We start from the raw sequence: 25,872 nt of genomic DNA on the forward strand, positions 1-25,872 counted from the left end.
GGAAAGGCCTCCGGTGCCGGGTCACAGGGGGATGCCGGCCCGGTGGGCGGCGAGTTCGGAGCGGACGACCTCCAGGAGCCGGCCGATCCAGTTCCGTCCGCCGTCACCCTTGGATATCCAGTAGGCCGAGTCGAGGCCGGTGTAGCGGATCCGCCCGTCACCGGTCGTGAGCAGCGTCTCGGCAAGGTCGGGGTGTTGGTCGAACTTGGCGCGCAGGAGGGAGGCCATGACGGCGACCCTCGCCTGTGGCCAGCCGTCGCGGCGTGGCGCCGCCTCCCCGAGCCGCTCTGCCTCGTAGGGGCGCTCCGCGCCGCGGATGCGCTCGGCGGCCCGGCCGTCGGTGGTGGACAGCGCCCAGTAGGCGTGGGTCACGGTCGGGTAGGTGAGGCCGGTGACGGTGACCGGAGCCGGGCACTCGTTGCGCAGCGCGAGGACGCCGAGGTCGTCCGGCCACCCTTGGGGGAACACCACCGCGTCGAGGTGCACCGTCGGTGCGTCCGCGTCTTCCGGCCCGTCCGCGGGGCGCCGCCGGGTGTCCTCGTACTCGGCGAGGTGGCGGTCGCGGTCGGCGAAGTAGGCGAAGGCGCGCTGCCGTAGCTCCTCGGTGACGACCTCCTCGTCCCCGAGGTTGCGCAGGTCGCCGACGGGCTCCCCCACGCGGGCGGCGAGCACGCTGAGCGGGGCGTCGCCGTAGTCCATGTCCCCGAGCGCGTACGTGCACAGGTGGCCGGGGATCGCGTCGTACGCCTCACGCAGCGCGATCCGGTCGTCCTCGGTGCGGCTGTCGAGGTAACGGCCGAGTGCCCGCAGGCATCGGCCGGTGGAGTCGGGCCGGCCGTTGAGCTGGTCGATCTCGTCCGCGACCTCGCCGATCAGCTCTTCCCCACTGATCCACATGTGCGGATCCTCGAACCGCCACGCCGCCAGGTGGTGGACGGAGGCGCGGTCGCCGGGCCTGAGGCTGGTCGCCACCCAGCCCTGTTCGATCTTGCGCCGCAGTCCGTCGAGGTCGACCCACTCCCAGCAGTGAATGGCCCCGTCCGCGAAGATGAAGAGCTCGGTCAGGTGGTAGCCGCCGTTGCGGATGAAGATGGGCCGCCAGGTGCCCTCGACGCGGTCGCCCTCGACCATGCGGTAGGTCCGTCGGTTCAGCACGGCACGGACTCTAGGGCGACGTCGACCACCGTGGCCACCGCGTTCGCGGGAGCCCGCCACGTGCCGCGCGCCGGCTCACAGGAACGCCTCGACCATCTCGGCGAACTCTTCGGGCGAGGCGATCGGGACGCTCAGGCCGGCGGCCTTGTCCTTCTTCGAACCGGCCTTCTCTCCGGCGACGAGCAGGGACGTCTTGGTGGAGACGCCGGAGGACGCCTTGCCGCCGGCACGCTCGATCAGGTCGTTCATCTCGTTGCGGGACAGCGCGGCGAGGGGGCCGGTCATCGAGCCGGTGACGACCACGGTCATTCCGGTCAGTGGCAGGTCCGGGTCGCCCGGAGGCGCCTGTTCGCCGGTCGCGGCGCCGGGTTCGGTCATCGACACCCCCGCGGCGATGAGCTTGTCGATGACGGGCGCCAGGTCGTGGAGCTCTCTGGTGATGAGCGCGGCACGCTCGGGTCCGATGCCCTCGACCTCCTGGAGTGCCTCGATGCCGGCGCCGCGTATCGCCTCCATGGTGGTGAAGTGGCGGGCGATCCGGCGGGACATGCGCCGGCCGGTGCCCTGGACCCCGAGGGCGCAGAACACCTTGTTCAGCGGTTTGGCCTTGGCGGCCTCGATCGCGGCCAGGAGGTTGGCCGTGCTCGTCTCGCCCATCCGCTCCAGGCCGAGTACGGCGTCGTGGTCGAGGGTGAACAGGTCGGCGAAGTCGGCGATGAGCCCGGCGTGGAGCATCGCCTCGATGCGGGTGCGGCCGAGGGTTTCGATGTCCAGGGCGTCGCGGGCGACCGCGTAGGAGATGGACGCGAGGGCGTGGCACAGCCGCCCCTGGACACACCGCCACCGCTGCTGGGACGTGTCGATGTCTCCGCCGCACCGTGGGCAGACGGCCGGCATGGCGATGGGGGTCTCGGCGCCGGTGCGCAGGTGCACGACGGGTGCCTCGACGCGGGGGATCACGTCGCCGGCCTTGTAGACGGTGACGTGGTCACCGAGGAGCAGGCCACGGCGGCCGATGTCGGCGGCGTTGTGCAGCGTCGCGTAGGTGACGGTGGTGCCGTCGATCTGGACGGGTGAGAGCACGGCCCGGGGTGCGATGACGCCGGTGCGTCCCACGTTCCACTCGACCTCGAGCAGCCGGGTGATCTTCTCGACGGCGGGGAGTTTGTACGCGATCGCCCACCGCGGCGCGCGGGAGCTGAAGCCGGCCTCGATCTGGTCGGCGGCGGCGTCGGCCTTGATGACGATCCCGTCGATGCCCAGGCCCAGCTCGGCCCGCAGCGTGGCGATCTCCTCGATGCGCCGCCGTACGTCCTCGAGATCGGCGGCGGTGGTGATCCCGGCGCCGGTCGCGGTGGTGGTCTGCACACCCAGTCCGGCGACGTAGGTCATCACCTCGCTGTGCGCGGACTCCTGGAGCCGCCGGGTGAGGTCGGTGCCGGGCGTCAGGCCGAGCGCGCCGTAGCCGAAGAAGCTCAGCTCGACCTTGTACGGGCGCTCCCTGGCCCGCAGCGTGCCGGCCGCACCGCTGCGGGCGTTGGAGAACGGCGTGCCCTCGTGCTGGACGCGGATGAGGTTCGCGGCCTCGAACTGGGCGGCCGTCATCATCACCTCACCGCGCATCTCCACACTCACCGGCGCAGGCAGCCGCTCCGGCAGGCCGACGATGGTGCCGATCGCATGGGAGACGTCCTCGCCCGCGGTGCCGTCGCCGCGGGTGACGAGCTGGACCAGCCGCCCGTCCCGGTAGCGGGCGGCGATCGCCAGGCCGTCGAGCTTCGGCTCCACGCTCCATGCCCCCACCGGCCGGTCGAGCCGTCGTTCGAGCCCGGCGGCCCAGGCGGTGAGCTGCTCGGGGGAGAAGACGTTGTCGAGACTCAACATGGGGACCGTGTGCGGCACGTCTCCGCTCACCGCCCCGCCGGCGACCTTTCCGGTCGGTGAGTCCGGCGCCACCTCGCCGGGATGGCCGTCCTCGTACGCCGCGATGCGCCGCACCAGCCGGTCATAGGTGTCGTCGTCCAGCGCGGTGGAGCCATCGCCGTAGTAGGCCGCCGCGGCGGCGACCGCTTCGGCGACCGCCTGCCGGTAGGCCGCCTCATCACCCAGTGCGGGAAGTCCCAGAGCCTCGGTCACACCCTCATCCTGCCGTGAGGCCCTGACATTCCGCGGCACTCGCCACCGGGGACGACGAGGGACCGGTGCCCCCACGACCGTCGAGGTGTGGACGATGCCGGTGGCGTGTGCGGGCCGAGTGTCCTGATCACCTTCACCATGACCAGAAGTAGCGGCCGTCCGCCGCCCAGCTGATCGGCACCGTCGTCCGAATCGCGTACGCCATGCCGAGACCGCGGGCGATGTACTGGGTGCGATCGATCTGCAGGCCATAGCCGTGGCCATGGTCATCCCACCATTGTTCATGTTGGCCGATGCACTCCTGGCCGTTCATGTAGGCGTTGGTGCACGGTGCCGGCGGTGTCCATCGCTGCTTGTGCTCGAAATGGACGACCGAGCCGTTGACCGTGGACGTGATCGTACCGACGGCATCCAGGCAGTAGCCGGTGGCGGGGATCGTCCATCGCACGTAATGTTGCCGGCCTTTGTCGGCCGGCAGGGGGGTCATATCGGTGCAGCCGGCATCGCCGACGGTTTCCGACGTCACACGCTGAACTTCGTTCACGGGTTTGCCCTGGCCGTCAGAGTAACCGTCCAGCTCGACCCAGTCGCCGCTGCGAATGAAGTGCTCGGCGGAGGCTGGGGGCCAGTTCGCGGAGTCCCCCCAGGAAATGTCACTCGACGATGCGTTTTGTGGACTCCAGGCCCACTGGCCGGCGACACTTCCACCGGAAAAATACTGGCCGGCCGACCGGGTGAACATCAGCGAGTAGTCACCGTAGTTCTCCGGCGTCGCGGCATTCGCGGTCACTGGCCCGGCAAGGGAGAGAACCGCCGCCGAGGCGGCCGCGATCAGCGCTGAAAATCTCGTCGTCATCATCCGTACTCCGTTCGGCGTCTGTGATCACGGAGCCGGCCGTCAGCCCATGTGAAGACGACTGGAATGGACGGGACGGGGATTGAGGCGCACCGTGTCGGCGCAACGTACTCCGGCTGATCTGCGGCGCCGCCACTCTTCAAGAGATGGCGAAGCATCCGGCCGCGGGCTGATCGCCGGGTCGAGGTCCAGCGGTCTCAGGGGCCGCACGCGGGAGTGGCTAGCCGGGCGCGGGTTCGTCTTTCCAGCCGTGCCGTGTCCCGCGGGGCGGCCATTGGTGGCCCGGGTCGATGCGGCCCAGGATGCGTTGGGCGATCAGTTCGAGTCGCTCGACGTCGTCGCCTTCGAGGGCGTCGAACACCACTCTCCGCACGGTCGCCACATGCCCCGGTGCCACATCCGCGAGGAAGGCGAACCCCTCGTCGGTCAGGTGCGCGAGGGTGAACCGGGCGTTGTCCGGGCTACGGCGACGGCTGATCCATCCCCGCGCCTCCATCCGCTCGACCGTGTGCGTGAGCCGTGACGGGGTCGAGTTGGCCAGAGTCGCCAGGTCCCCCATGGGGAGGGTGCGGCCCTCGGACTCGGACAGAACGCTGATGACCAGGTATTCGAAGTGACTGATGCCGGCGCGCTGCCGAAGATCCGTCTCGAGCGCGTGGGGCAGTTTCAGCAGCAGACCGGTGAGCGACACCCAGGTCTGCTCCTCGACAGGGGTCAGCCAGCGGGGCGGCTCGTCGTCGGCAGGTACCACCGCTGAACCCTACCAACTTGAACCGGCGGCGCGTCTGCTATGTGTCTGATAACGTGACGTTTGAAGCTTCAAACGTGGCCTTTGCGGGGGTCACCGATTTATCGCTGCCCTGATATCGCCGGGCGCATTCGTCGTCCAAAATCATCTAAGGCATGCCAAGAAGAGAGAGAAAACAATGACGGTAGATGAACACCCCTCACCAGAGCCGGACGCGACCCTTGAAGCCCACGGGGCCGTGATGCAGATGGTCTCCGGGTTCTGGGTGAGCCAGATCGTCCGTACGGCGGCCGACTTCTCGCTCGCGGAACACCTGCGGGACGGGCCGCGTACGGCCGAGGAGATCGCGAGCAGGGAGTCCGCGGACGTCTCCGCGACGTTCCGGCTCATGCGCGCCTGCGTCAGTGTCGGACTGCTCGCGTTCGAGGGTGAGGGGTTCGCCGGTACGCCGCTGCTCGCGGTCCTGCACCGGGACTCGCCGATGTCGGTGAAGAGTTTCGCCCTGGCCCAGACCGCGCCGGGACACTGGCTGACCTGGGGCCGCACCAGCGATGCGATACGGCAGGGCCGGAGCCAGTCAACGGAGGCACTCGGTAAGTCGATCTTCGACTACTTCGCCGAGCACCCCCAGGAGGGCGCCCTGTTCTCGGCGGCGATGACCGACCTGTCGACTCCCGTCATCCTGGAGGCCGTCAAGGAACTGGACGTGACGGGCGCCAAGACGGTGGTCGACGTCGGCGGCGCCAACGGCGCGTTCGTCCTGGAACTGCTGGCCGCGCACCCGCACCTCGAAGGTGTCGTCCTCGAGCTCCCCCACGCCGTACCGGGTGCCGAGGCGGAAGCGAAGAACCGGGGCCTGGAGGACCGACTCGAAGGTGTCGCCGGAGACTTCTTCGAGCTGGTGCCCGAAGGCGACCTTTATCTTTTGAAGTACATCCTGCACGACTGGGACGACGAATCCTGCGTCCGTATCCTTCGCCTGTGCCGGCAGGCCATGCGCCCCGGCGCCCGGGTCACCGTCGTGGACATGGTGATCGCCGAACAGGACGGCGGGTTCGCCCCGCTGATGGACATCGCCATGTTGACGATGCTCAGCAGCCGTGAGCGTACGGCCGCCGAGTTCGACTCACTCTTCGAGCAGGCCGGCCTGCGGCGCGTGCGGACCACCGAGCTCCAGGCCCCGTACTCCATGATCGAAGCCGTCGCGGTCTGACCTGGAAGCGGGGGTCGTCGTACGGGGATCGGCGGCCCTCGCCCCGCGGCATGCCGCGCTAGGAATCTCCCTCGGCCAGACGTTCCCGCAGGCCCGCTGCCATACCCGCGACGGTCAGCAGGTCGAGCAGCTCTCCGGCGGTACGAGCGAGCCGCTTGCGCCGCACCGGCGCCATCCGCAGGCGAAGGTGGACGCGGGTCCGCCGCGACGCGCCCGCGCCCACGTCCGCATCCGCGCCCACGTCCGCGTCCGCGTCCGCATCCGCGCCCGCGTCCGCGTCCGCGTCCGCATCCGCGCCCGCGCCCGCGTCCGCATCCGCGTCCGCATCCGCGCCCGCGTCCGCGTCCGCGGCCTGAAGCGTGATCGACCAGGTGACGTCGGTCCTGTTGCGGCGCGACCTGTACACCAGCGACGTCGGCGGGGCGATCTCGGCGACCTCGAAGGTCTCGTGACGTCCGCCGTAGTCGGGGATGACGTCGCCCACCCGGAGTCCCAGCCATCGCGGGTCGACGGACCTGGAGGCACGCCGGGAGCGGGGGAGGAGGCGCTCGATGTTCCGCGGGAGGTACCAGCCGGCCCGGCGCTTGCCGAGCTGCAGCAGCCAGGGCCAGACCTCCTCCGGTGTGCCGTCGACGGTGAACGCCCGGTCCATGACGATGTCGGCCGGGGCCACGATCGCGTCCCCGGCACGGACCGCCCTCCGCTCGGCCTCGGAGGCGCTGACTCCGTCGAACATCACGATGACGGGGGCGGACCGGCGCGGCGGACGACGACGCGGCGCATCGGTTCGATGGTGATCTCGGTCATGGCGCTCCGGTCGGTTCGGGACTCGCGTGGACGGGTGATGGCTCGTGAGACGGCGCGTTGAGGACGAGAACCTCCTCGCCCATCGCGTCGGCCACACCGGTGAGGAAGCGCTTGATGATCAGTAGCTCGGCGGTGTCGAAACCGTCCATGACGAGGTTGGTGCGGCGGCTGATGGGGCGGAAGAAGGCCGCGACCGTGGCCAGCCCCTGCTCGGTGTACCGCAGCCGGACCATGCGGCGGTTCCGTGGATGGTCCTGGGTGCGCCGGACGTATCCCGCCTCTTCCAGCCGGTCGATCACGTACGTCGTGCCGGCCGAGGACAGCCCGATGTGCTCGCGCAGGCGTGCCGGTGTCAGCGGCTCTCCCGCGTCGTCGGCGGTGATGATCGCCACGAGGGCCTGCAGGTCGCTGTGGTGCATCCCGCGTCCGAGGGCGAAGGCCTGCACCAGCCGGGTCGCGGCCGTGCCGTGCCGCCTCAGGGCATCGCCGATCGCCCGGCGGATGCCGCCATCTTCGGTGTCATTTGTCATATCGATTCCCGAAGCTACACTCACTCAGTGAGTAACTCAATCACAGAGTACTCAACCGTCCGGGGGGCGACATTGTGAGGCGACAGGCGTGGACGCGTGGTCCGCTGGCCGATGCGGGGCTCGCGGCGTTGGCGCTGGCGGCCGTCGCCGCGTGGGGCGGTACCGGACTCGACACGCTGGGCTGGGTGTTCGCCGTCGCCGAAAGCGCCGCTCTGTGCCTGCGCGGCCGCCGTCCGGTGCCGGTGGCGGTGTTCACCCTCGTGGCCTGCCTGGTCTACTACGCGGTCAGCGAGGTCCACGGGCCGATCTGGCCGGCGTTCCTGATCGCCCTGTACACGGTGGCGGCGCGTGCACGACCGGCCATCGCCGTCGTTCTGGTCACGGTCGCCCTGGTCGCGTTCGCCTTCGAGGAGAAGGGGACCGGGACGCCGCATCTCGCCGGTGCCGCTCCCTTCCTGCTCGCGGGCTGGCTGGTCGCCGCGATCGCGGTCGGCGGGGTGGTGCACAACCGCCGTGCGTACCTGCGCGAGGCGGAACGGCACGCGCAGGACGCGCGGCTGCGCCGCGACGAAGAGCTGCGACTGCGCGCGGCCGAGGAACGCCTGCGGATCGCACGGGAGCTGCACGACGTACTCGGCCACAACATCTCCCTGATCAACGTCCAGGCCACCGCCGCACTGCACCGGTTGCAGTCCCGGCCCGAACGCGCGGCCCCGGCGCTGACGGCGATCAAGGCGTCGAGCAAAGAGGCACTGCGCGAACTGCGCACGACGCTGGGGGTCCTGCGCCAGGTGGACGAGGCCGCCCCGACCGATCCCGCACCGGGCCTGGCCGGACTGTCCGCGCTGGTCGGACGGGCCGGCACCGCCGACCTGAGCGTCAGCCTCGAGATCGCCGGACGGCCACGGGACGTACCGGCCGAGGTGGGCCTCGCCGGCTACCGCATCGCGCAGGAGGCACTGACCAACGTGGCCCGGCACGCGGGCGCGAGCACGGCGGTGGTCCGGGTCCGTTTCGACGATCGGCAGGTCACGGTGGAGATCGAGGACGACGGGCGCGGGACACCGGTGGCGTCCGCCGGGTCGGGCTCGGGACTGCGCGGGATGGCCGAACGCGCCATCGCGCTGGGCGGAGAGTTCGCCGCCGGGCCGCTGCCCGGCCACGGCTTCCGCGTCAGCGCTCGCCTGCCCGAGCGGGTCGGCGCGGTGCCGTCCGGCAGGGAGGCGCACCGATGATCCGCGTCCTGCTGGTCGACGACCAGACGCTGGTGCGCGCCGGCTTCCGGTCGATCCTCGAGGGCGAGGACGACATCGAGGTCGTGGGGGAGGCGTCGGACGGCGCCGAGGCGCTGCGTTCGGCACGTGACCTGGATCCGCACGTCATGCTCATCGACATCCGGATGCCGGTGCTCGACGGCCTGGAGACCACCCGGCGGATCGCCGCCGACCCGCGCCTGGCCGGCGTCAAGGTGATCATCCTGACCACCTTCGACCTGGACGAATACGTCTACGCCGCCCTGCGGGCCGGCGCGAGCGGCTTCCTGGTCAAGGACACCGAACCCGCCGAGATGACGCACGCCATCCGGGTCGTGGCCCGCGGTGACGCACTGCTCGCGCCGTCGGTCACCCGCCGGCTCATCGCGGAGCTGGCGACCAGGAGCAGGCATCCGGACCCGAGCCCACGGCTCAACGTGCTGACCGCCCGTGAGCGCGAGGTCATGACCCTGGTCGCCCAGGGCCTGACCAACGACGAGATCGCGGCACGCCTCGTGCTGAGCCCGGCGACCGTCAAGACCCACGTCAGCCGCATCATGACCAAGCTCGACGTCCGCGACCGTACCCAGCTCGTCATCCTGTCCTATGAGTCCGCGATGGTCACGCCGGGCTGGCTGAGCTGAGGATGTACGCCGCGCGCCTCGCCTACCACCAGTGGGGTAACGCGGGTGCTAACCCCGGTATGACGACCCGGCCTTCACCTCTGACCCAGAGTCGTCGCCGTGGACGTCAACACCTTGAACTTCGCCCGGCTGGAGTTCGCGCTGACCGCGGGAACGCATTTCTTGTTCGTCGGGCTGACACTCGGCCTGGCGACGCTCGTCGCCGCCATCCAGACCCGGGCCACGATCAGCCGTAGCGCCGTACACGAACGCATGGTGCGTTTCTGGGGCCAGCTGTACGTCATCAACTACGCGGTGGGCATCGTCACCGGCCTGGTCATGGAGTTGCAGCTCGGGCTGAACTGGAGCGGCCTGGAGCACTTCGCGGGCAACGTCTTCGGCTCGGGGCTCGCGCTGGAGACCATCACCGCCTTCTTCGTCGAGTCCACCTTCGTCGGATTGTGGATCTTCGGCTGGGGACGGCTGAACCGCTGGGCCCACCTCGCCGTGATCTGGGTCGTCACCCTCACCGCGTACGCCTCGGCGTACTGGATCATGGTGTCCAACGGCTTCCTGCAGCACCCGGTGGGTGCACGCGCCGTCGACGGCGTGCTGCGGCTGGACGACGCGGCGGCGGTCCTGACCAACGAGAGCGTCCTCATGGCGTTCGGGCACGTCCTGGGCGGCGGGCTGGTCACCGGCGGACTGGTGATGGCCGGCGTCAGCGCCTACCACCTGCGCCGCGACACCGCCGAGCGGGAGTTCCACGTGCGATCCCTGCACCTGGGGATCCGCGTGACGGTGCCCGCGCTGCTGGTCACCATCGCGCTGGGCGGCCTCCAGTTCGGCGTCGTCGGCGACACGCAGCCGCTGAAGATGAAGGTCTTCGGCCACGACACCGCCGAGATCAACCACCTCCAGGCCGAAGCCGTGGTCCGGTTCGGACCCGGAAACTACGTTCCGTCCTCGGGCTGGGGCGCCGCCGGCTACGTGATGATCGGCTGCTGGGCCGTGATGTTCGCCGTCGCGGTACTCGCCGCGATCATGCTGCGGTCGCCGGAGCGTACGGCGCGCGCACGCCGCCTGCACGGGGCGGTGATCGCCATGGTCCCGCTGCCGTTCCTCGCCCTGGTCGCCGGCTGGGTGTTCCGCGAGACCGGCCGCCAGCCCTGGGCCGTCTACGGCCTGCTCCGCACCAGGGACGCGGTGTCCCCGATCTCGGCCGTGGCCATGCGGACGCAGGTGGCCGTGTTCGTCCTGCTCTTCGCCGTGCTGCTGGTCACCAACTCCTGGTTGCTGGCGCGGTTCGCCCGCCGGGGGCCCGATGCCGCCGCGCTGGGCCGGCCGGCCGGAGAAGCGGCGCCCGAGCCCGTCGTCGAACCCACTTTCTGAGAGGCACTGATCCCGTGAACACACTGGCCGTCGCCCTGCTGGGCCTGTTCGCGCTCGGCTACCTGGTCCTGGGCGGCGCGGACATCGGCGTCGGAATGGTCCTGCCGTTCCTGGGCCGTACCTCACGTGACCGGAGGCTGGTCATCGCCGCGATCGCGCCCTTCTTCCTCGGGAACGAGGTCTGGCTGGTCGCCACCGCGGGCGTCCTCGCCGGAGCGTTTCCGCCCATGGAGTCATCCGTGCTGCACGGGCTCTACCCGGCGGTCGCCGCCCTGCTGCTCGGCTGGGTGGTCCGCGACACGGGGCTGTGGCTACGCGGCCGCGTCGACGCACGAGGATGGCGCGCCTGCTGCGACACGGCCATCACCGCCGGAAGCTGGACGGTCGCGCTGAGCTGGGGCGCGATCCTGGCGTCGCTGATCCAGGGATCCACCACGCAGGTGCGGACCACCCCGTCGGCGATCGCGACCGCCCTGGCCGTCGCGGGGCTGTTCGCCGTACACGGCATGGCCTTCGCCGCCGTCCGGCTGACCGGCTCGCCACGTCACCGTGCCCGCCGCCTGTGCGGCTCGTCCGGCGAGGCCACGCTCCTGGCCGCGACGTCCGCCGCGCTCGTCGTCCTGGGTCTGCTCGCCGGATTCGGGCTGGAGCCGGCGGGCCGTACGGCCGATCACGCGTCACTGGTGTTCCTGCTGCCACCCGTCCTCTTCGTCACCCCGCTGCTGCTCGCCACGCAGGGCTGGGTGTGGTGGACCTTCCGCCACCGCGTCACGACGGCGACGTACCTGTGAACCCCCGGCTGGTTGGGTTGGTCCCGCGGCGCACCCTGGTGGCGCTGGCCGTCCTGGCGGCGGGCCGCGCGGTCCTGGTCATCGCGCAGGCGTGGCTGCTGGCGGAGACGATCGCCCGGCTCGACCCCTCGCCGCTGCCCTGGCTCGGGCTGGTCGTCGCGGCCAGGGCCCTGCTGACCTGGACCGGCGACCAGCTGGGCCGCCGCGGAGCCGAGACCGTCAAACACCGGATGCGTGACCGGCTGGCCGAGCACGCGGCGGCCCGGAGCGACGGCGGCGCGTTCGCCACGCTCGTCGGCTCCGGGCTGGACGCCCTGGACGCGTCGCTGTCGGGGTACGTCCCGCAGCTGGTCCTCGCGGCCGTCGTCCCGCCTCTGGTCCTGGTCCGGCTGTTCGCCGCCGACCCGCTGACCGGGGTCATCGTGTCGGTGACGCTGCCATTGGTCCCGGTGTTCGGGGTGCTCATCGGCCTGCACACCCGCGATGCCACCCGAACCCAGTGGGCGCGCCTGCACCGGCTCGGCGGGCACTTCCGCGACGTCATCGCCGGCCTGTCCACACTGCGGGCCTTCGACCGGACCGGCCACCAGGCCGGCGTCGTACGGCGGATGGCGAACGAGCACCGCGCCGCCACGATGCGAGCGCTGCGCGTCGCGTTCCTGTCGGGGTTCGTGCTCGAGCTCGTCGGATCGCTGTCCGTCGCCCTGGTGGCCGTACCGGTCGGGCTGCGGCTGCTCGACGGACGTCTCTCCCTGACGACGGCGCTGCTGGTGCTGCTGCTCACCCCCGAGGCGTTCGGGCCGCTCCGCGCCCTGGGCACGCGCTTCCACGCCGGCGCCGAAGGCATGGCCGTCCTGGAGCAGGTGCGGGACATCCTGGACACGGAACGGCGGCCGGCCGCCGGCCGTACGGCTCCCCGGCCCGGCGCGGAGATCCGGCTCGTCGACGTGACCGTGACCTTTCCAGGGCGGGACCGGCCCGCCCTGGACCATCTGTCGCTGACCGTACGGCCGGGCGAGAAACTCGCCGTCGTCGGCCCGAGCGGCGCCGGAAAGTCCACACTGCTGCACCTGCTGCTGGGCTTCGTCACCCCCGACACCGGACGGGTGCTCATTGACGGGACCGACCTGCGCGACCTGGACCTGGAGGCATGGCGCCGGCGGCTCGCCTGGGTACCCCAGCATCCCCACCTGTTCGCCGGCAGCATCCTGGACAACATCCGGCTCGGCGTCCCCGGGGCGGCGCTCGCGGACGTACGGTCCGCGGCGTCCGCCGCCTGCGCCCTCGACTTCGTCACCGCGTCACCCCGCGGCCTCGACACCGTCCTCGCGGAGAACGGGACCGGGCTGTCGGCCGGCCAGCGCCAGCGTGTCGCCCTGGCCCGCGCCCTCCTTCGCGACGCGCCGATCGCCCTGCTCGACGAGCCGACCGCCCGCCTGGACCTGGCCAGCGAGCGTGACGTCGTCACCGCGACCGGACGGCTGTTGCACGGCCGTACCGCCGTCCTGGTAGCACACCGGCCCGCGATCCTCGCGACGGCCGACCGCGTCGTACGGATCGAAGACGGCCGCCTCCACGAGTCCGGGATTCTCCGTACGGAGGCGGTCGCGTGATCGCCGTCCTGCGGGCCGTGCGGGTGCGCCCCCTGATCCTTGCCGCCGTCATGGCCGCGGTGACCGAGCTGAGCGCGGTGGGGCTGGTCGCGACCTCCGCGTACCTGATCACCCGGGCCGCGCAGCGGCCCTCGATCGCCGCCCTGACCGTCGCCATCGCCGCGGTACGGGGCTTCGCCCTCGCGCGTGGCACCTTCCGCTACGCCGAACGGCTCACCGGGCACGACACGGCCCTGCGCGCCGTCGCCGAGCTACGGGGCAAGGTCTATGACGCCCTCCTCGGCCGGTCCGCGGCACGGCGTGACGCGGACGTGCTGACCCGCCTGGTCGCCGACACCGACAGCGTCCAGGACCTGCTCCTGCGCGTCGTCCTGCCCGCGACCACGGCCCTGACCACCGCGATCGTCGCGATCGGGCTGTGCGCCGCGCTCCTCCCCGCCGCCGGCGCCGTACTCGTCGCCGGCCTGGTCGTGGCCGGGCTGGCGATCCCGGCCGCCACGGTGCTCGCCGCCCGGCGATCCAACGCGCGCGTAGCGTCGACGCGCGCACACCTGGCGGCCGTCACCCTCGACCTGGTCGACGGGGCGCGGGATCTCGCCGCGTTCGGCGCCACCGGCCGTACCGCGGGTGCCTTCCGGCGGCACACCGCGACGCTGGCCACCCTCGAACGCAGGTCCGGCGCCGTCTCCGGCGCGATGGCCGCCGCGGGCCTGATCGTCCAGGGCCTGACCACCGTCGGCGTGGCCCTGGTCGCGATCCGGTCCGGCGCGGACAGCGTCCTGGTCGCGGTCGTCACGCTCACCACCCTGGCCGCGGTCGAGACCGTGCTGCCCCTGACCGGCGCCGCGCAGCAGCTGACGGTGATCGCACCGGCCGCCCGGCGCGTCGCGGCACTGACGGCCGCACCCCGGCGCGTTTCGCGTGCGGTTCCGGCCGGCACCGGAGCGATGGACCTGCGGAACGTCGGCGTCCGCTACGACCGTCCGGCGCTGGACGGCATCGACCTGCACGTACCGGCCGGACGCTCGGTCGCCGTGGTGGGTGCCAGCGGAGCGGGCAAGAGCACCCTGCTCGGCGTACTCGCCGGCCTCATCGAGCCGGACGAGGGTACGGCCACGCTCCCAGCGTCCCGGGCCCTGACCCAGGACGCGCACCTGTTCCGCACCTCGGTGAGAGCCAACCTCCTGCTGGCACGGCCGGACGCCGGCGAGGGGCGACTCGCGGAGGCGACGCGGCAGGCGGGACTGACGGACTGGCTCGCGTCGCTGCCCGCGGGCTGGGACACGACGGTGGGGGAGCGGGGACACCGGCTGTCCGGAGGGCAGCGGCAACGACTGCTCCTGGCACGTACGCTCCTGGCCGACCCGCCCGCGCTCCTGCTCGACGAGCCCGCCGAAGGACTCGAGCCGGAACACGCCGACGCGATCCTGCACGCGATCCTCGCCGCACGCCGCGGCCGCACCACGCTCGTCGTGACGCACCGGCTCGCCCCGCTGCACGCGTTCGACGACGTCCTCGTCATGGACGAGGGCCGCATCACCGACCGCGGAACCCACCGGGAGCTCCTCGCCCGACGCGGCGTCTACCGGGACCTGTGGGACGCCCAACAGCTCAACGCACCCATCACGGGCCACTGAGAAAGGATCATCATGCGCGTACTCATCGTCGGCGCGGGCACTGGGGGACTCTGCCTGGCGCACGGGCTGACCAGGGCCGGCATCGACGTGGAGGTCTTCGAACGCTCCACCGAGAGCACCGACGGCCTGCCCGGATACGGCATCCACCTCAACGCGAACGGATGCAAGGCCCTGCACGACTGCCTGCCGCCGGAGAACTGGGACCGGTTCGACGCCGTCACCGCACCGGCCAAGGACATCGTCCGCTTCCACGACGAACACCTACGGCAGATCACCGCGCGCGACGGCGACTTCATCGCCTCCGAGTCCGACCCCATCCGCCATCGCCGCGCCGTCAGCCGGCTCGCGCTCCGCGAGGTCCTGCTGGAGGGACTGAACCCGGTCCTGCGATGGGACAAGACGTTCGTCCGCTACGAGCAGCCGCCGGGCGGCGGCGTCACGGCCCACTTCGCCGACGGCACCACCGCCGCCGGGGACGTCCTGGTCGGCGCGGACGGCAGCAACTCCCGCGTACGCGGCCAGTACCTCCCGGACCTGCGGCGCTTCGACGTCGGCGTGTTCAACGTCGCCGGTCGCTACGCGCTGACGCCCGACCGCGCCGCCCGGCTCCCGACCCCGCTCACCGAAGGATCGGTGAACAACATCGTCCCGGCCGGACCCGGCTGGATGTTCGTCTCGACCTGGTACACCCCGCGACGGTGGGCCGACGCCCAGCACGACGGCTCCCACATCAAGGACGACGCGGCCACGGACTACGTGGTGTGGGCGTACGCGGCCGCACGGGCCGGCTACCCGGCCGGCGTCGAGGACATGAACTCGGACCAGTTGCGCGATCTCGTCCTGGACCGCACGAAGGACTGGGACCCGACACTGCGGTCACTGGTCGCGGACGCGGTACCCGGCTCGATCGCACCGATCCCGCTGCGCAGCATGCCCACGCTCGAGCCGTGGCCCGCGAGCACCGTGACCCTGCTGGGCGACGCGATCCACAACATGACCCCGATGGCCGGCGTCGGCGCCAACACCGCGCTACGCGACGCCGGTCACCTGCGAGCCGCGCTGTCCCAGGCCGCGGCCGGAGACGGCGACCCGGTCCAGGCCATCGCCGAGTACGAGACCCGGATGCGGGCGTACGCCAACATCGCCCTCAGCCAGTCCCTGCGCAACGCCCGCACCGCGGGCGCGGAGGCCCGGCTGAAGCGAAGCGCCTTCCGCACCCTGCTCCGCGTCGCCGAGGCCGCGCCCCCCGTCAAACGGTTCATGTTCGCCGCGCCGAAAGACCGTGACTGACCGAACGGCGGGCTTTAAGCGTGTCCCCGAGTCGATCGGCGTAACCCTAACGAGGGCGTGTCTCGAAGTCCTCGGTCTGGGCCCCGCCGATCCGGGGCTGCGGGTCTGGGGCTGCGGGTCTGGGGCTGCGGGTCTGGGGCCCGCCGGTCTGGGGCTGCGGGTCTGGGCCCCGCCCCGCCTGGGGGCCCTCCCGCCTGGGGGCCCTCCCGCCCGGGGGCCCTCCCGCCCGGGGGTGCCATCCCACTCTTATTGTCCAGCGGGAACAGCGGCGGGTGGAAGTAGAGCGGGGTTCTGTGGATAACGTCGTGTGGCGCCGCCCCAGGCGGCGCCACACGGCAACAGCATGGCCCTAGTGGACGAGCTTCTCGACCGCCTGCCTCAGGCGCTCCGCGCCTTCGGCGAGAGGGACGACGGAGGTGAGGATGGTCGTGAGCCGGCCGACCGCGGCCGTGAGGCGGCCGCGGTCCGGCTTGGCCCTGTCGAGCTGGTCGGCCACCTCCGTCATCTTCTCCTCCGCCTCGCTCTGCGCCGCCTCGGAAAGATCCGAACCGTGCTCGGCCAGCAGGGTGCGGAGTTCCCGCAGCTCGTTCACGGTCTGCTCGGCCGCCGCGGCCTGGTTTGATGCTCGCGCCTTGGCGCCGATCGCCATCGCGCCGGTGTTGATGATCTGTCCGTTTCCGCCTTGGAAAATGCCGTCGTTACGTCCCACGTGCGTCATGAGGACCTCTCAGGTAGGAATCACGATGCCGATGCCGAGGCGTCCGTGCCGACGGCCATTTGTCCCGCGTTGCTTATGGTTCCGCCGCCGGTCTGGATCATCCCGTAGTTGAGGATCGTCGCCTGGCGGGCACGGAACTCCCCGGTGTCCATGCCCTTCTTCTCGAGAAAGTCGATGACGATCTCCAAGAAGCGGCGCTCGATGATGTCGCCGTACTTTCCGGCGTCGACGGACTGGAAGAAATGCTGATACTCCTTCGCGTGCGCCAGCTCACGAATGCTGGTGCGAGCTCCGTAGTCGAAGGCGTCGATCTTCTTGCCGGGGAGCTCGATGCCGAGCGAGACCTCGCCCTCCAGGGATGGCTGGTCTCTCTTGATCACCAACGACCACAGGCGGTAGGGCAGGAGGACGAGGAGGAGGACGGCCTCGACCGCCTCCCGGACCATCCGCAGGACCGACTCACCGGCGATCAGGCAGACCTCGCCATCGGTGATCTCCGGCGAAAGGCGGTCCGCCGCGCGGTACGCGGGGTTGAGCGGTGGGAGGACGTATCTGTGGAACTCGGTGTAGAGCGTCCGGCCCTTGACGTCGAAGTTGATGAACGCCGACGAGACGACCTCCTGGCCCCACGATCCGATACGGACGCAGAGGTACTCACGTGCGGAGTCGTAGCGTTCGCCGCCCTGTGAGGAGGACGAGACGTCGGCCGGTGACTCCGGGCGCTCGGGTCCGACCGCGGTCCGGTACCAGCGCCGCGATATGTCCAGGCCCTCGATCTGCTGGTCACCCCATCCCTCATCCTTGAGGGTGGCCTCGAGCCGCTCCTGGACGTACTCGAAGATCTCGCCGGCCGGAAACGCCTCGACCTCCGCCGCGTCATCGAGGCCTGGGCGGCCGTCGAGCGAGACCGCCAGGGAGCCGCGTGCCTTGTTGAGCAGGATCGGAAACTTCGAGGAGTTCCGCCGGATCCCAGCGCCGATGAAGGGGTCGTAACCGCTGTAGTAGACCAGCCCGGAACCGCTGTCCTGCTCGCGGTTGATCCGGTCGCAGTCGTAGGCGGTCAGCATCGGATGGACGGGGATGCGCCCGTCGAAGCCGTGCCGATCGCGAGAGGTCCGCGGGTCTGCGAGATCAGTGGTGAGGATGTGCAGGGCGACCAGGCGCTCGGCGCATATCGCGGCCCATGTCGCCCAGAGCCACAGCGCCACTCCGATGGCGAAGGCCATGGTGCCGAAGAAGAACAGGAACACGGGGATCAGCGGGCTCAGGATGACGACCACACGGCGGCGGGACCGGCGTTGCCGCGCGACGAGGGCGTGGCCCAGCACGGGAAGGACGTCGAAGCCGAATGACGGCGCCACGAACCGATCACTCTCGCTGACGAGCTCCCTGATCACCGCGTCAGAGAAGGCGGGGTCCACGTGGGCGCCGACGCACAGGAGCCGGGTCACCTCACTTGAGGCGTACGGCCGCGCCGAGAGCCGTGAGGTGGATCGACGCTCACCGGACCGCCGAGATGGTGATGCCATGCTGGTCCTCCCGTTTCCGCGGAGAGTGGCAATACATGATCAGAAATCGTCGGAGGTGATCGTTTGCAGGTCGTACTCGCCGGCGATCGGATTCCAGAGGGAGACGAATTCCTCCTTGGCCTTTCCCGCTCTCGTGCTCGCGGATTCGCCGTCTTTGTAATTTCTGCCGCCGGTCGGAGCCTGACCGTCACACTGCCCATTGCTCACGTCGCGTCCCCAGGCGGCGAACGCATTGTCGGCCGCGGCCGATTCCGTGAGGGCGGTCACCAGAGCCTGCGCGGCTTCCTGGCCGCCGCTGAGGCGGTCGACGGACGCCTGGCCGACCTGATCGGCGATCTCCGACCGGTCGGTGCCGGCCTGGGTCAGTGCCGAGATGTCCGCGTCGAACCCGTCACCGCTGCCACACGCCTGGATGTCCTGGACGGCCGAGATCACCGTCTGGTGGTCCGTGATCGCCTGTTGCAGAAGGCCCTGGAGGGCCGCTGCCTGCGACGGGCCGTCGGTGGCCGCCGGCGACGGGTCCTCCGATGGAGCGTCGCTGCTGACCGGCTCCTGCGGAACGTCGGTGTCACCGGGCACGCCCGATCCGCTGCCGGTGTAGCCGGCCGAAGAGCCGTCGCCGCCGCCGGACCAGGGGTGAGCGATCAGGATCACGATCGCGAGCACCGCGACGAGGCTCGCCCCCATGACGAACAGGGCGACGCGCCGTATCTGAAAGGGAAGAGACTGGAAGGTGGTCGTGGAATATGTTTCCGCCGACCAGTTGTCAACCGGTGAGAGATTACCCGCGTCGAAGTCATCACGCCCTGTTTCCACGGCGCCCACCCCCATCGGTATGGCCGGGAGGTGAACCTTTTTTGTCCACCACACTGTGGACGCACCGGGTCGTGAGTTAGATCGCTGATTAACTGTAACGAAGCGGTAACAGATTGCAATGTCGGAAAATGGAATCCGCCATCGGAGCTCTGATTGAAATGAGCGTGAGATTTGTGACAAGCCTTCGATGTCGGGTGGCGGCGCGGGCGGAATGCTCCACCCGGACCTCACGAGGCTCTTTGAACGATCACTTTAAGTAGTTACAGTACTACTGTCCGCGTCACGCTCCTCCCTGGAGGTTCCCCCCGATGGATGCACGTCTGGATCGAATCAAGGCCGCGTTCGATGCTCTCGACACCAACTCCAACGGTTACCTGGAGGCGGGCGACTTCGACAGGCTCGGGCACCGGATCGTCCAGGCCCTCGACGTGGCGGAGAGCTCACCCAAGGCCCAGGCGATGCACGCGGGCTGCCGTCGCTACTGGCAGGGCCTTGTCGGCACCCTCGACCGGAACGGCGACGGGAGGCTGACCTGCGAGGAGTACGCACGGTTCCACGAACCTGACGGGTACGAAGGCAACGTCCGCCCCTACGCGGAGGCGTTGACCGCGATATGCGACCGCGACGACGACGGCTTCGTCCAGCACGCCGACCTCGTGCGGGGGCTGGGGGCCGTGGGCTTCCCCGTGGCGAACATCGAGGATCTCTCCCGGGCGCTCGACCCACAGGGCACCGGCCAGGTCTCCAGGATCGAGTGGCGGACCGCCATCGAGGACTTCTTCCTCACCAAGGGCAGTCACTCCGTCGGCGACACCCTCGTCTGACACCCCGCGGCCGGCGTCGAGCCGGTGCCCCCCACGGGCATCGGCTCGTCTTCCCGTCCTGCCAGACCGCCGCCTCGCGGCCGGAGGATGCCGGCCGCGAGGCAGGGCCCGGAGAGGAGAGTCCATGGCCGGTGACACCGGCGTGGAAGAAGGCGTTGGACTGACCGCCCTCATGGTCGCCGCCGCGCGGGCGATCGAGACCCACCGCCACGACGCCCTGGCGCGGGACGTCTACGCCGAGCACTTCGTGCGCGCGGCACGTGCGTCCGCGGGCTGGCCGATCCGCCCTCATCAGGTTCCTGACGGCGACGCCGATCCGCTGTGGGGCCGGCTGGGGCGCTACTTCGGCCTGCGGACGCGGGTCCTCGACGACTTCCTCCTGTCCCAGGTACGCGACGGCGCACGGCAGGTCGTGCTGCTCGGGGCCGGCCTGGACACGCGGGCGTACCGGCTCGACTGGCCGCCCGGCTGCACGGTCTTCGAAGTCGACCAGGAGGACGTCCTCGCGTTCAAGGACCGCGTGCTCGCCGGGCTGCGTGCCACACCGAAGGCCGAGCGCGTCACGATCGGGGCGGATCTGCGCCTCGAATGGGCCAAGGCGCTGACCGGCGCGGGCTTCGACCCGGCCGCACCGGCCGCCTGGCTCGCCGAAGGGCTGCTGCTCTACCTTCCCCGTGCCGCCGAACGCGCCCTCATCGAGGCGGTCGACGGGCTGAGCGCCGCGGGGAGCGCTCTGGCCTACGAGATCAAGCTCGGCGTGGAGTCCGCGGCCGTCCGCGAGAGCTCGATCTACTCGGCGGCCAGGCGGACCGGTATCGACCTGCTCGTCCTGTTCGACGGGGATCCGCGGCCCGACTCCGCCGCGGACCTGACCGCCCGTGGCTGGGGCACGTCGGTCCACACCGCGTTCGAGTTCACCCGTCGCCACGGACGCGGCCCACACCCCGAGCCCGAGCAGCACGACGCGCTGGCCGCCAACCGATGGGTGTTCGCCGGCAGGCCCTGACGGCGGCCACCGGCACAGGTCAGCCGGCGAAGAAGTCGCCGAGGGAGGTGGCGAGCGCGTCCGGAGCCTCTTCCGCGACATGGTGTCCGGAGTCGATTCCGTACCCCGGCGGTCCGGTCGGTCTCTTCGTGATGCCTTGGGAATCGAAGGCTTCGAACATCGCCTCAGCCTCTCTCACGCATGCGTGTCGCGGTGCCCGCGTGGGCCGGGCGCGTGAGTTCGTCCCGCGTGACCTCGGCCACATTCGGGCCGTCGGCATCACAGAACGCGGTGCCGATCAGTCTTATCAGTGAGATGCCGATGGCGGCATACGCTGATGTTCGGGGAACTCATGACCCTCAGATCGCGGTACGTGCGCGGAGCCGGCCAGGGGCACTGGTCGTTCATGTTCGGTGAGATCGCCGCATACGCATTCGTCGTGCTGGTACTGACCGGCGCTTTCCTCATGGGGTTCTACGAGCCCACGATGAGGCGGACGGTCTACGACGGCACGTACCCGACGCTGCGGGGCGTCGGCATGAGCGGAGCGTACGCCTCGACGCTGAACCTCAGCTTCGATGTCCGCGGCGGGCTGCTGGTGCGGCAGATCCACCACTGGGCCGCCGTCATCTTCGTCGCCGCCGTGCTGCTGCAGCTCTTCCGCATGTTCTTCACCGCGGCCTTCCGCCGCCCGCGCGGGCTCAACTGGCTCATCTGGGTCGGACTGCTGGCGCTGGGCATGGCCGCGGGCGTCACCGGCACCGTGCTGCCCGACGACCAGCTGTCCGGCGGCAGTCTCAGTCTCATCCAGGGGATCGTCCAGTCGATTCCGGTGGTCGGCACCTACCTGACGCTCTGGCTGTTCGGCGGCGACGTGCCCGGCGACAGGATCATTCCTCGCCTGTACGAGGCGCATCTGGTCATCGGCGTTCTCGTCCTCGCGCTGCTGGTGCTGCGCCATCGGCTCCTGCGGCGGCAGGGGCACACCCGTTTCGCCGGCGGGCGGCCCCGTACCCTCGACCGCCGCTCCCGCCTGGTCGCGGCCGGGGCGCTGTTCTCCGCCGTGTGCGGGGTTCTCGCGCTGCTGGGTTCGTTGGCACAGATCAACCCGGTCTGGCTGTACGGCCCCTTCGAACCCGGCTCGATCACGGCAGGGGCCGTACCCGGCTGGTACATGGGCTTCCTCGACGGCGGACTCCGGATCATGCCGAACTGGGAACCCAACGTGTTCGGGCACCCGCTCAGTCTCGCGGTGCTCATACCGGGGCTCGTCCTTCCCGGAGCCTTCTTCACCCTCCTGGCCGCCTACCCGATGATCGAGCGCCGGGTCACCGGCGACATCCGCCCCCACGACCTGCTGGACCGTCCACGCGACAGGGCGACCCGTACGGCGATCGGCGCGGCCGGAGTCACCTTATACGGACTGCTGTGGGCGGCCGCCTCCAACGACCAGATCGCCACGCACTTCCACCTGTCCCTGAACGCCATCACGATCTTCTTCCGCTTCGCGGTGATCGCGGGACCGGCCGTGGCGTTCACCGTCACCCGGCGGCTCTGCCTCGGCCTGCGGCAGCGCGAACGGGACGAGGCAGAACACGGCGTCGAGACGGGACTGATCCGGCAACTCCCGGGCGGCGGCTTCGAAGAGCTCATCCGCCCGCCCCGGAAGGCCATCGACCGGGCCCCTTAGCGGCGGCTCGTCCCCCTGGTCAGGGGGGCATCTCACATCGGCGGGTCCTGTCTCGTCATAGGGGTATGAACACGAGAATCAGGTGCGTCGCTCTTGGCCTCCTGGCCGCGAGCGCGCTCTTCACGGGCATCTGGGCGTACGCCGCCCCAGTGAACTGGTATGCGAACTTCCCCGGCCTCGGGCGCAGCTGGCTGCCTCAACTGGGGCCCTACAACGAGCACCTCGCCAAGGACACCGGGGCGATGTTCCTGGCGATGGCCGTGCTGACGATCATCTCCCTGCGCCACGTACGTGACGTACGGCTCGTACGGACGACGGGCGCGGCATGGCTGGTCTTCAGCGTGCCGCACCTCGTCTTTCACACGCGGCATCTGGACATGTACGGGAAGGAGGACCAGGTACTCAACGTCGTCGTCCTGTCCGTTCTGGTGCTGCTCGCGACCCTCCTCCTGGTGCCGTCGAGGCGCCGGAGCGCACAGGGAGGATGAACACGCCGGACGACACTCGATGAGACCCGCGGGGACCTTACGGAGGTACGGGCCGAAGGTCCCCGACGTCATGAGGTGGTGCGACGGTCAGCCCCGGGTGAGGGCCTGGGCGGGCGGGATGCGCAGTGCCCGGCGGGTGGGGATCTCCATGGTGAGGAAGGCGATCGCGGCCACCACGAGCGCGACGCCGGGTGGCAGCCAGATCGGCCCGGCCGGCCAGGGCCGGTGCAGGAAGCCGATCGACAGCAGCACGAGTGGCACGACGGACAGCAGGAAGCCGGTGCCGAGCGCGACCGTGCAGATCAGTGCCGCCTCCCGGCGCATCATCTTGCGGATCTGGCCGGGCGTGGCGCCGATCAGCTGGAGTGCGGCGAACTCATGGCGTCGCCCCGCGGTGGTCGCGACGAGCTTGTTGGCGATGCCGAGCAGGAGGTATCCGAGCAGCACCGTGAGCACCGCGACGTTGATCCACAACTCCGGTGGGACCGCGTCACCGTTGTCCGCGGTTCCGGAGTCGCCGAGGGCCAGCCCCGGGCGGGACGCGGCGAGCGCGGTGAGGCCACGCCGGGCCGCGGCCGTGCCGTCGGTACGGATCAGCAGGCTCTGGTCGAGTCGCGTCGCGGTGTGTCCCGCGGCGAGGTCGCGTGAGATCGCCACGGGGCCGAAGCCGAGGCCACGGCCGTAGACCGCGACGACACGGGCGCTCACGTGGGCGCCGTCGCCGAGGATCAGGTTCACCGTGCCGTCCAAAGGCGCGTGCCGCGTCTTGGCCGCGTCGGAGGCGACGGCGACCGTGGCACCGGTCAGGTCCGCCAGGTCGCCGGCCCGTACGTCGAGGTCGAGGACCCCGGGCGCGGCCGGGTTCAGGATCCGCGCGGGCTGGGAGTCGGCCTGGATGTCGCCGAACATCTTGTACGGCCAGATCACCGCCGTGCTGGTGACCGGAGCCACGGCCTTCACTCCCCGGGTGGCCCGTACGGCCGCGGGCAGGTCATCGGGCACGCCCCCCAAGCCGGGCGCGGTCATCGTGAACTGTGCGCGGGTGCCGTCGCTGACGTCGGCGGACGTCGCCTTCAGCACGGTGGTCTGCGTCAGCGCGTACGTCAGCGTGAAGACCACGGCCATGGCGAGCGTGGTGATGGCGCCGGCGACGCGCAGGGCGTACCCGCGGCTGTTGGCCACGGCCAGCCACGTCGAGGCGGCCACCCCGACGGGCAGCCGGCGGGCCAGCGTGTGGGCGATCCGGCCGACCATGACGGGGCCCGCGAGGGCGAGGCCGATCGTCGCGATGATGCCGGCGAGGGCCGTCACCGCGGCGCCGGCCTGCGACCGGGCCAGCAGCGGGCCGACCGACAGGACGGTCGCCCCGACGATCAGCAGGAGCCCGGCGAACGCCCTCCCCTTGGACGGATCGCGAGGTTCGCTGCGTGACTCGGCGACCGCCTCGGTGGCGGGCATCCGGGCCGTACGGAACGCCGCGCACCACGACGAGACGCGTACGACGAGGAGCAGCAGGATCACCGCCGCCACCGCGGGAAGGGGACTGAAGGTCAGCGGCAGCGAGGACGGGAGCATCCCGGTCGAGACGAGCAGCAGCCGGAGGCGTTCGGCCAGCAGGTAGCCGAGCGGGACGCCGGGTACCAGGGCGGCGACCGTGACGATGGTGGCCTGGAGGGCGGCCAGGCGGCGGACCTGGCGCGGGGTGGCCCCGACGGCCCGCATGAGGGCCAGGTCACGCCGCTGGGACCCGATCGAGACCGCCAGCGCGCCGCCCACGATGAACCCGACGACGAGGAGGGTGACTCCGGCGAGTGAGCTCGCGAGCAGGGGCAGGGTGCCGCGGCCCGTCGCCGTGTCGGGGGCCTCGACGTCGCCACGCGCGGCTCCGGTGGACACGTTCAGTCCCCGCGCGGCCTCGTGGACCTTCGCGGTGACCGACGTACGGGCGCCGGGCGCGGTGCGCAGCGCGACCAGGTCGACCCCGGGGCCGGCCAGCCGCGCCGCCGTGGCGTCGGCGAAGTAGATCCCGGGCGCGCCGATCACGGCCGAGACGCGGTACGTGGCGCGGTGTCCGGCGGCGACCACCGACACCTGGCCGCCGGCCGTCACGCCCGCCGCGGCGGCGGTGCGCCGGTCGAGGGCGATCTCTGCCGGGCCGGCCGGTGGCGTGCCGGTGACGGGCGCGTGTTCCAGCAGCCCGGTCGAGGCCCAGCCGTGCCCGGCGGTGCGTGGATCGCCGGCCGGTACGACCGCGCCATGCCGGTCGAGGACGGCGGCGGGGAAGCTCAGGTCGCCGATCGCGGCGGTGACGCCGGGCAGGCGCGCCAGCCGGCCGGCCAGGTCGCCCGGCACTCTCGCGCGTTCGGGCAGCGCGATGGCCGGCTCGCCGCCAGTCGCCTTGTAGGACTGCCCGGCGGAGACGACGACGTCGGCCCCGGCGAGCCGGCCGACCGGCGCGTGCGACCGGAAACCCGACTCGGCCAGCACGCCGATGCCGGTGATGAACGCGGCACCCCCCAGGGCGGCGCACGCGATCGCCACCAGCGCGGCGATCCGGTACCGCGCCATGCGCAACGCCAGATACAACATCACTTACTCCGTTTCCAGGGTGGGGCGCCGGGTCGCGGAGCCATCGGGTGGGGGAAAGGCCGTGCGCCGGGTCGCGGAGCCATCGGGTGGGGGAAAGGCCGTGCGCCGGGTCGCGGAGCCATCGGGTGGGGGAAAGGCCGTGCGCCGGGTCGCGGAGCCATCGGGTGGGGGAAAGGCCGTGCGCCGGGT

At 70.9% G+C, this 25,872-nt stretch carries 23 protein-coding genes; 12 read left to right on the forward strand and 11 right to left on the reverse strand.

Annotated elements, in window-relative coordinates:
- Positions 1-21 precede the first annotated feature (21 nt).
- The 4 genes from FB559_RS31370 to FB559_RS31385 all read right to left on the reverse strand — a co-directional run bounded on the left by FB559_RS31370 (position 22) and on the right by FB559_RS31385 (position 4,898).
- Entirely contained in the window at positions 22-1,155 is a 1,134-nt protein-coding gene (locus FB559_RS31370) for an NADAR family protein (protein ID WP_221640258.1), read from the reverse strand.
- A 75-nt stretch (positions 1,156-1,230) separates the two neighbouring features.
- Entirely contained in the window at positions 1,231-3,291 is a 2,061-nt protein-coding gene (ligA, locus tag FB559_RS31375) for an NAD-dependent DNA ligase LigA (RefSeq protein WP_246122233.1), read from the reverse strand.
- Between the two features lie 133 nt (positions 3,292-3,424).
- Entirely contained in the window at positions 3,425-4,150 is a 726-nt protein-coding gene (locus FB559_RS31380) for a hypothetical protein (protein ID WP_221640259.1), read from the reverse strand.
- A 217-nt stretch (positions 4,151-4,367) separates the two neighbouring features.
- The gene (locus FB559_RS31385; RefSeq protein WP_141960369.1) at positions 4,368-4,898 is read right to left on the reverse strand and encodes a MarR family winged helix-turn-helix transcriptional regulator; all 531 of its coding nucleotides are present in this window, start codon (positions 4,896-4,898) and stop codon (positions 4,368-4,370) included.
- Positions 4,899-5,073: 175 nt separating this feature from the next.
- On the opposite strand from FB559_RS31385, the gene FB559_RS31390 reads away from it, so the two are divergent.
- Positions 5,074-6,108 carry a methyltransferase gene (locus FB559_RS31390; RefSeq protein ID WP_141960371.1) on the forward strand — a complete coding sequence of 345 codons (1,035 nt, stop codon included), beginning with the start codon at positions 5,074-5,076 and terminating at the stop codon, positions 6,106-6,108.
- Between the two features lie 58 nt (positions 6,109-6,166).
- Here FB559_RS31390 and FB559_RS44915 read toward each other — a convergent pair whose 3' ends face one another.
- Positions 6,167-6,844: a hypothetical protein gene (locus tag FB559_RS44915; RefSeq protein WP_221640260.1), complete on the reverse strand. Its 678-nt coding sequence runs from the start codon at positions 6,842-6,844 to the stop codon at positions 6,167-6,169.
- A 67-nt stretch (positions 6,845-6,911) separates the two neighbouring features.
- Complete coding sequence (locus tag FB559_RS31400) at positions 6,912-7,445, reverse strand: MarR family winged helix-turn-helix transcriptional regulator (RefSeq protein ID WP_141960373.1); 534 nt, start codon at positions 7,443-7,445, stop codon at positions 6,912-6,914.
- A 74-nt stretch (positions 7,446-7,519) separates the two neighbouring features.
- On the opposite strand from FB559_RS31400, the gene FB559_RS31405 reads away from it, so the two are divergent.
- From FB559_RS31405 to FB559_RS31430, 7 genes are all read left to right on the forward strand, one after another.
- Positions 7,520-8,680 (forward strand): sensor histidine kinase, encoded by a 1,161-nt coding sequence (locus FB559_RS31405; RefSeq protein ID WP_246122234.1) that lies wholly within the window; start codon positions 7,520-7,522, stop codon positions 8,678-8,680.
- On the forward strand, positions 8,677-9,342 hold the full coding sequence (locus FB559_RS31410; protein ID WP_141960375.1) for a response regulator: 666 nt from the start codon (positions 8,677-8,679) through the stop codon (positions 9,340-9,342). Before FB559_RS31405 ends, FB559_RS31410 begins: the two co-directional genes overlap by 4 nt.
- A gap of 99 nt (positions 9,343-9,441) precedes the next feature.
- A complete protein-coding gene (locus FB559_RS31415) occupies positions 9,442-10,713 on the forward strand; it encodes a cytochrome ubiquinol oxidase subunit I (RefSeq protein ID WP_141960377.1) in 1,272 nt (423 codons plus the stop codon).
- Positions 10,714-10,727: 14 nt separating this feature from the next.
- Positions 10,728-11,504 carry a cytochrome d ubiquinol oxidase subunit II gene (locus tag FB559_RS45825; RefSeq protein ID WP_246122236.1) on the forward strand — a complete coding sequence of 259 codons (777 nt, stop codon included), beginning with the start codon at positions 10,728-10,730 and terminating at the stop codon, positions 11,502-11,504.
- Positions 11,505-11,521: 17 nt separating this feature from the next.
- Positions 11,522-13,117 carry a thiol reductant ABC exporter subunit CydD gene (gene cydD / locus FB559_RS31420; RefSeq protein WP_246122238.1) on the forward strand — a complete coding sequence of 532 codons (1,596 nt, stop codon included), beginning with the start codon at positions 11,522-11,524 and terminating at the stop codon, positions 13,115-13,117.
- Positions 13,114-14,754: a thiol reductant ABC exporter subunit CydC gene (cydC, locus tag FB559_RS31425; protein WP_246122240.1), complete on the forward strand. Its 1,641-nt coding sequence runs from the start codon at positions 13,114-13,116 to the stop codon at positions 14,752-14,754. Before cydD ends, cydC begins: the two co-directional genes overlap by 4 nt.
- 12 nt (positions 14,755-14,766) lie before the next feature.
- Positions 14,767-16,044, forward strand: a complete 1,278-nt coding sequence (locus FB559_RS31430; protein ID WP_141962052.1) for an FAD-dependent oxidoreductase — start codon at positions 14,767-14,769, stop codon at positions 16,042-16,044.
- Between the two features lie 349 nt (positions 16,045-16,393).
- On the opposite strand, the gene FB559_RS31435 is transcribed toward FB559_RS31430, so the two are convergent.
- Genes FB559_RS31435 through FB559_RS31445 form a run of 3 tightly spaced genes read right to left on the reverse strand, consistent with a single transcriptional unit; the run spans position 16,394 to position 19,116 of the window.
- The gene (locus tag FB559_RS31435; RefSeq protein WP_141960381.1) at positions 16,394-16,753 is read right to left on the reverse strand and encodes a DUF5955 family protein; all 360 of its coding nucleotides are present in this window, start codon (positions 16,751-16,753) and stop codon (positions 16,394-16,396) included.
- A gap of 29 nt (positions 16,754-16,782) precedes the next feature.
- A complete protein-coding gene (locus FB559_RS31440) occupies positions 16,783-18,291 on the reverse strand; it encodes a hypothetical protein (protein WP_141960383.1) in 1,509 nt (502 codons plus the stop codon).
- 39 nt (positions 18,292-18,330) lie between these two features.
- Entirely contained in the window at positions 18,331-19,116 is a 786-nt protein-coding gene (locus tag FB559_RS31445; protein ID WP_141960385.1) for a hypothetical protein, read from the reverse strand.
- A gap of 299 nt (positions 19,117-19,415) precedes the next feature.
- Between FB559_RS31445 and FB559_RS31450 the strand changes: the two genes are divergently transcribed.
- Complete coding sequence (locus FB559_RS31450) at positions 19,416-19,931, forward strand: EF-hand domain-containing protein (RefSeq protein ID WP_141960387.1); 516 nt, start codon at positions 19,416-19,418, stop codon at positions 19,929-19,931.
- Positions 19,932-20,055: 124 nt separating this feature from the next.
- The gene (locus FB559_RS31455; protein WP_141960389.1) at positions 20,056-20,937 is read left to right on the forward strand and encodes a class I SAM-dependent methyltransferase; all 882 of its coding nucleotides are present in this window, start codon (positions 20,056-20,058) and stop codon (positions 20,935-20,937) included.
- Positions 20,938-20,956: 19 nt separating this feature from the next.
- Here the strand turns inward: FB559_RS31455 and FB559_RS44210 are convergent, their stop codons facing one another.
- Positions 20,957-21,097 carry a hypothetical protein gene (locus FB559_RS44210; protein ID WP_185792640.1) on the reverse strand — a complete coding sequence of 47 codons (141 nt, stop codon included), beginning with the start codon at positions 21,095-21,097 and terminating at the stop codon, positions 20,957-20,959.
- Between the two features lie 171 nt (positions 21,098-21,268).
- Between FB559_RS44210 and qcrB the strand changes: the two genes are divergently transcribed.
- A complete protein-coding gene (gene qcrB / locus FB559_RS31460; RefSeq protein ID WP_185792479.1) occupies positions 21,269-22,606 on the forward strand; it encodes a cytochrome bc1 complex cytochrome b subunit in 1,338 nt (445 codons plus the stop codon).
- A 65-nt stretch (positions 22,607-22,671) separates the two neighbouring features.
- Positions 22,672-23,094 carry a hypothetical protein gene (locus FB559_RS31465; protein WP_141960393.1) on the forward strand — a complete coding sequence of 141 codons (423 nt, stop codon included), beginning with the start codon at positions 22,672-22,674 and terminating at the stop codon, positions 23,092-23,094.
- Between the two features lie 87 nt (positions 23,095-23,181).
- Here the strand turns inward: FB559_RS31465 and FB559_RS31470 are convergent, their stop codons facing one another.
- Entirely contained in the window at positions 23,182-25,683 is a 2,502-nt protein-coding gene (locus FB559_RS31470; protein ID WP_141962053.1) for an FtsX-like permease family protein, read from the reverse strand.
- Positions 25,684-25,872: the final 189 nt, after the last annotated feature.

Source organism: Actinoallomurus bryophytorum (assembly GCF_006716425.1).
GTDB classification, from domain to species: Bacteria; Actinomycetota; Actinomycetes; order Streptosporangiales; family Streptosporangiaceae; genus Actinoallomurus; species Actinoallomurus bryophytorum.